Source organism: uncultured Paraglaciecola sp. (genome assembly GCF_913058035.1).
Lineage (GTDB): Bacteria > Pseudomonadota > Gammaproteobacteria > Enterobacterales > Alteromonadaceae > Paraglaciecola.
Map to the genome: position 1 here is coordinate 1 of NZ_CAJXPA010000273.1, position 4,112 is coordinate 4,112.

Below are 4,112 nucleotides of genomic sequence, written 5' to 3' on the forward strand. Positions count from 1 at the left end.
GCTATCTGCAGCTCGTAGTCTGTCCTCTTTCGGCGGAAGGGTCAGAGGTGTATAAGGGCCAGTTGCTGGTCTGTCCATAGGCCAAGGCAAAATGGTGTTATTCGTCCCCGTGGTTCGGTATGGACTGCCTCGGTAAAAACAAAGCCAGCGCCACCCGATGCGCGGGCCCCAAGATGAGCAAAATGCCAATCATTTGCTAAGCCGTCTTGGGCAGAATATTGACACATGGGGGACAGCATAATGCGGTTGCGTGCTGTCACTCCACGAAAGGTGATGGGCCGAAATAGATGGGGGTTTGGATCACGCCTTAAAACTCGTCTGGCGTTTTCGCTGGTCAATCGCGAGTCTGTTTTTATGTTTTCAGCCATCTTGTAACTTTCCTCCTCATCAGAATTAAATTCAACCGCTCACCAAGAAAATTAGCAATAAAAATTCCTAGCCTAGCCTGTGTGATCACCACTAAATCTGTTATAGATTGCGGGGCAGAGACTATAAAGACAAGCTGTATTATTTTATTGATAATGATAACTTTTGGTGATTGCAAAGCGAGCGATGTGGCGATAGTTTGCAACATCGTCGAACGCATATCGTTCAATGACTCTGAGTCAATAAAGATCGGCAGGTTAGCCGCAATTAACATAAATCAACGCATTAGAGTAGATTCTGGAAATAACGGATAACCAGTTATGGCCTTGTGATAACTGATGGTGGAAACACACACAAACGATCTATTTCATCCAAAATATGCAAGGGGACAGGTCACAGTTTATTACTGAAATGGGCTAAACAGACGGCACCAGAAATTCGATTTTGGTGCATGACACCATCCAAAAAATATCATGCCTTTGACATGTGATGATGTTTACAGCAGGCAAATTGAGACTGTACCGGTATCTCAATCTTGCGTATGAATATCACCGGGTAAGACTACTTCTGCTGTATCCTTTTTTTAGAAGTCGGATCTAAGAGGCATATTGCATGACTTCTTTTTTAAACGAAGTGATACTGGGGCTTCGCAGAAAAATACAATCTTTACATTCTGTTTTAGTCAACGATTTGATGCGCCCCACTGCACCATGACTGATGCAATCGATAGGGCAGAAAACGGCATCGGCTTTTTTAACCATCATATTGAGTAGTTGAGTCGACTGCTGCAGGCCGCCATCGTGATAAAGAAATTGACCGTTAATCGATTCAATTAATTGCTTAAAGCGATCTTTGTGACGTGAAAAACCACCGACGTAAAGAATACTTTTTCCACAGAGATCAGAGTTGAAAGGAATGACCTTTGTATCACTGTTTGTTGTATTGATTTCTAGCTTTGTGTGGTCGAGTTGACTGGCTTTTAGCTCGTCATATTGTTGCTCTTGAAGTTTCAACTTAACCTGTAATTTGACCATTTGTGAGTGTTGAGACCAGATAGTTTTCTCATAATTTTTAAAAAGTTCATTGGCTTGGCTGTCTGATAAATCACTGGTTTTATCGTCCTTTAATAACAGCTGCTGCTTTAGATCGACGATTTGATTTTCGAGTGATTTGGTGATTTCCTGCTGACTCTCATAGCGTGTCTGTTGCCTCAAAAGTGCTCGTGCCTGTTTTGGTTGTTCCTGTAATAACTGAAAATTTTCTGTAGTGAGTCTTTTTTGTTCAGTCCGAAGTGCCTGCCCCGAGGTATGCGACAGCATGTGTATCTCGCCATACAATTTTTGTTTGATCGCTGCACTAGCATACTGGCTGGTCAGTAATGCCCAACAAAATCCTGCGATCTGACGATCATCATTTAAGTCCGTTGACCGCCAAAATGCTTCCACTGCTTCATCTGACTTATGTTGTCTCAGCGCACTCACATTGGCTTGGTAAGAACGTTTAAGATATTTATTGAGGTGCGTCGATAAAAGGTTTTTGTCTAGACAGGCATTCACGCAAAAGGCGTGTAGCTCATAGTCAGTTTCGCCCTGGAGGTCGGCAGTTATGGTCGGAAATTTTTTTCGAATCTTGCGTATATAGGGCACATCAATACAGTAACCTATTAATGTACAAAGTTGATGACTGGGCACATCCCAGATTGCTAGTTTCTTTGAAACACACACATCGATCACATTATCTGTAATACACATCACTATCACCAATTAGAACTAATTTAAAATGTCGAAGCATCGAGATTCACCCGCAGAGTTGAGGTAAGTTAGGCAAATTTCAATACGTTGGAACAAGGGTGGTTATGCAATAAAAATTATCAAATTGTACTTTTCAATTGCATTTACTTTTCTGTTACATGATTTAGCAAAATATTAAGCTAAGACTGATTTATTAAAGTTAGTAAGAATCATTCGCATTAGATACGAATAAGACTTATACGTCAATGCGAATTGTTCTCAATTGTATTTAGTATTACGCAAGGTGAGTAGGTATTTGGAATCTATGGCGGTAACAATAGGGCAAAAACCGCAATTTTTTATAGAGGATGACTCGACAGAGAGGCTCCAAGCTTTTAATTCGATAGACCTAAGGGCTCAGTCAATAACAGCAACTTCGACCTGGGTTGAATCGGTCGTCCAAAAAATGAGTTTTTTGTCATCCACCTGAGCAGTTTCAATGTTTAGTTTGCGAACGGTGTCTCCCCAGCCCAACTCGCTAATACCAAATGTCAGTATTAATACTTGTACGTTTGAAGGTTTCCAAATGATCTAAAATATCACGTACTAGTCGTTTTCTAATCGGAAGTCATGAAGCTCACCCCCTAATCATTGGATCATCATAGAGTCTGATGAAGTTCAAAAGACAGACTCAAGCGCCAAGTCAAATTGAGATTATGAGTGACTTCGGGTAACTATCGCTTAATCAGCGGTTAACAATTACTCGTTTGTTACCGACAAAGCGTTCTTTTAGTATAAATTTCTGAATTAACCTATCCGAAAAACAGATTAACGGACTGTTATAACGATATGACTAAACTTAAAGGAAATATTGAATGAATACTATTTCGAAAATTTATAAATCTATAATTGAAGGGCGTGAAGTCACTGGAAGAATGAGAGCGTACTCTGTGCTGATGGCTATGGATGTTAAGTTGGTAGAAAAATATGGATATTCCCATAAATTATTGCGTGGTGGATTAAAAAACTGGCCATGGCGTCTAACGTCAGAAATGGCACCAGTAAAGCATCCTCATAGCCAACTTAAAGACTTGGGCGCTGCTAAAACCGACAGTGAAATGACTTTACGCTATGGCCAAAGTCAAAACGATCAGGCGACCAAGAAGCGCGCATAGCGTGAAGGCAAGGTCACGCATAGCACTGACAAACGCTGATTTTTAACATAACAATTGTCATTTTATATTGTTCTCAACTTTCATTGTTCGGGTTGTGGCGCTGTTTGTTTTTGAAAGTGATCTGAAAAAACTACATTTTTAATTGTTTTCAGTTGATTTTTAGGCCTCGGTTAGATTTGAACTAAAACTCTGCGCAACAGTAAACTAGCAATCACAGTTGTGAGTTTTTGATTAGCTATTATTTAAAAGTTTTGTAACCATTTACTTCCGATTGATATCTTAATTTCATTTCTGGCTTACGTACTTCGAGTAAATTGACACTATTGAGATTTTAATAGACAGTAGTTTATCGTTTGCGTGAGCGAACTACTGTTGAATGGCCGTCGGACCGAATTTAAACGCTACCACCGCTAGAGTATCTAATTATTCGTCGGGCTTTAAATTTATTGTGACATCGACGTTATAGCTAGCTACAAGTGTCGATAGCAAAGAGTGGCAATAAGCTACGAATACATTTTCAATTCACCACCAGCGATGTTCATAAGTCTCAAAGTGAGGGTGTTAACGAAGCTTAAGTTGATAGAATGAATATGAGAACAACACCCTAAAATATGCAGGCAGTTTATTTATGGTTCGTCTTTATGAGTCATTGTTGCTAAGAATTTAACCGGTTTATCTGATGAAATGAGCGAAATAATCAGTCGAGTTGAATCGATATAAAAAATATTGAAGTCAGAATCTGCAGGATCTCCTGAGTTATTATATGATCTGATCTTTTTGAACCAACTCAATATTAAATGTCGTCTAAGGGAGTTCAATGGGTTTACTAACAACCTAGCTC

General features: G+C 39.7%; 3 protein-coding genes. 1 reads left to right on the forward strand and 2 read right to left on the reverse strand.

Going from position 1 to position 4,112, the window contains the following annotated elements; translation table 11 throughout:
- Positions 1-41: 41 nt before the first annotated feature.
- Entirely contained in the window at positions 42-368 is a 327-nt protein-coding gene (locus QZ562_RS20025) for a hypothetical protein (RefSeq protein ID WP_293764250.1), read from the reverse strand.
- Positions 369-962: 594 nt separating this feature from the next.
- Complete coding sequence (locus QZ562_RS20030) at positions 963-2,117, reverse strand: DUF2325 domain-containing protein (RefSeq protein WP_293764253.1); 1,155 nt, start codon at positions 2,115-2,117, stop codon at positions 963-965.
- An 854-nt stretch (positions 2,118-2,971) separates the two neighbouring features.
- Here QZ562_RS20030 and QZ562_RS20035 point away from each other — a divergent pair.
- Positions 2,972-3,271 (forward strand): hypothetical protein, encoded by a 300-nt coding sequence (locus QZ562_RS20035; protein WP_293764255.1) that lies wholly within the window; start codon positions 2,972-2,974, stop codon positions 3,269-3,271.
- The last annotated feature ends 841 nt before the right edge of the window (positions 3,272-4,112 follow it).